Below are 1907 nucleotides of genomic sequence, written 5' to 3' on the forward strand. Positions count from 1 at the left end.
CGACAACCGGGCCGAGGACCCCGAGACGGCCGAGGCTCCGGACGGGACCGTCACCGCGACGAAGTCCGAGGCGCCCGACGACGGTCCCGGGCGCACACGGGGCGGCGGCGCCGACGATCCGGCCGCCACCTCGCGGCGCCTCTTCGTGGCCCGTACGGTCGCCGCCGGTGCGGCCCTCGCCGCCGCCGGGACGGTCGGGGGCGGCGCGTACAACGTGCTCAACGGCCCCACGCTCAAGCATGTGACCGTGCCGCTCGCCAAGTTGCCCCGCTCCGCGCACGGTTACCGCATCGCGGTCGTCAGCGACATCCATCTCGGTGCGGTGCTGGGCCGGTCCCACACCGAGCGCATCGTCCGTACGATCAACAGCGCGCAGCCGGATCTGGTCGCGATCGTCGGCGACCTCGTCGACGGCACGGTGGCCGACCTGGGCCCCGCGGCCGAGCCGCTGCGCGGACTGCGCTCCCGTGACGGCTCGTACTTCGTGACCGGCAACCACGAGTACTTCGGCGACGCGGACGAATGGGTGGACCACGTACGCGAGTTGGGCGTGCACCCGCTGGAGAACGCGCGCGTCGAGCTGCCCGGGTTCGACCTCGCCGGAGTGAACGACGTGAGCGGCGAGGACAGCGGCGAGGGCCCGGACTACGAGAAGGCCCTCGGCGACCGCGACGACTCCCGCGCGTCGGTGCTGCTCGCCCATCAGCCCGTGCAGATCCACGAGTCGGTGGAGTACGGCGTTGACTTGCAGCTCTCGGGACATACGCACGGCGGGCAGATCTTCCCGTTCCACGCGGTCGTCGCGCTCGCCAACCCGACGGTCGCGGGCCTGGACCGCTACGGCGACACCCAGCTCTACGTCACGCGGGGCGCGGGCGCGTGGGGGCCGCCGGTACGGGTGGGCGCCGACCCGGACGTGACGGTCGTACGGCTGGCGTCGAAGCAGACCTGACGAGAGGCGTGCGCCGGACGGCCTGGCCGGAGGAGCATCGGGCCAACTCCCGGTGACCAACTCCCGGTGGGCGGGCCGCTGTCGGTCGTCGCCCGTAGAGTCCACCGCATGACGACGACTCATCCGCAGGACGATGCGGGAGCAGGGGCGGCGGCGGACGCGCGCGGCGTGGCGCGCCTGCGGGCCCTGCACCATGGCCGCGCCGCCGGCGATTCCGCTCGTGCTGCCCGGCCCGTGGGACGCGGCGAGCGCCCGCGCCTTCGCGGACGCGGGCTTCGAGGCTCTGGCCACGCCCAGCCACGGCGTCGCGCTCTCCCTCGGCTATGCGGACGGTGAGACTCCGGCGGACGAGATGTTCGCGGCGGTCGCGCGGATCGTACGGTCCGTCGACGTCCCGGTCACGGCGGACGTCGAACGGGGCTACGGGCTGCCGCCCGCGGAGATCGTCGAACGGCTGCTGGAGAGCGGCGCCGTGGGATGCAACCTGGAGGACTCGGCGGACGGTGAACTGATCGATCCCCGGCGGCAGGCGGACTTCCTCGCGGAGGTCCACGAGGCCGCCGCGGGGCGGCTGTTCGTCAACGCCCGCATCGACAGCTATCTGCGCGGGGCCGCCGACCCGCTGGCGGACGCGCTGAGGCGGGCCCGGCTCTATGTCGCGGCGGGGCCGGAGGGCGTCTACCCGATGCTGGCACCGGCCGCCGACATCGGCGTCCTGGCACGGGAGTCGCATGTCCCGCTCAACGCGTGGTCCCCCGCCGAGGGCGGCCCGTCACCACGCGAACTGGGCCTGGCGGGCGCCTCCCGCGTCACGTTCGGCGGGGCGCTGGCGGTGCGGTCGCAGACGTGGGTGACGGAGATGGCGCGGGGGCTGCGCGAGGGCTGAGGCCGGGAACGCACGGCGAAGCAGCCTCGCCACGGCAGCGCGAGGGGCCGGGAGACCGCTTGGTCTCCC

The 1907-nt window shown here is 74.3% G+C and carries 2 protein-coding genes; both read left to right on the forward strand.

Going from position 1 to position 1907, the window contains the following annotated elements; translation table 11 throughout:
- Positions 1-952, forward strand: a 952-nt coding sequence (locus AN218_RS29835; RefSeq protein ID WP_107421610.1) for a metallophosphoesterase, incomplete at its 5' end; no start/stop codon positions are given.
- A 193-nt stretch (positions 953-1145) separates the two neighbouring features.
- Positions 1146-1838: an isocitrate lyase/PEP mutase family protein gene (locus AN218_RS29840; RefSeq protein WP_420856032.1), complete on the forward strand. Its 693-nt coding sequence runs from the start codon at positions 1146-1148 to the stop codon at positions 1836-1838.
- Positions 1839-1907 lie beyond the last annotated feature (69 nt).

The sequence above is a fragment of the Streptomyces nanshensis genome, assembly GCF_001751255.1.
Taxonomy (GTDB): domain Bacteria; phylum Actinomycetota; class Actinomycetes; order Streptomycetales; family Streptomycetaceae; genus Streptomyces; species Streptomyces nanshensis_A.

Bases quoted from the DNA above. Each gene is read 5' to 3' on its own strand.
- AN218_RS29840 (WP_420856032.1), top strand. From the start codon at position 1,146: ATGGCCGCGCCGCCGGCGATTCCGCTCGTGCTGCCCGGCCCGTGGGAC.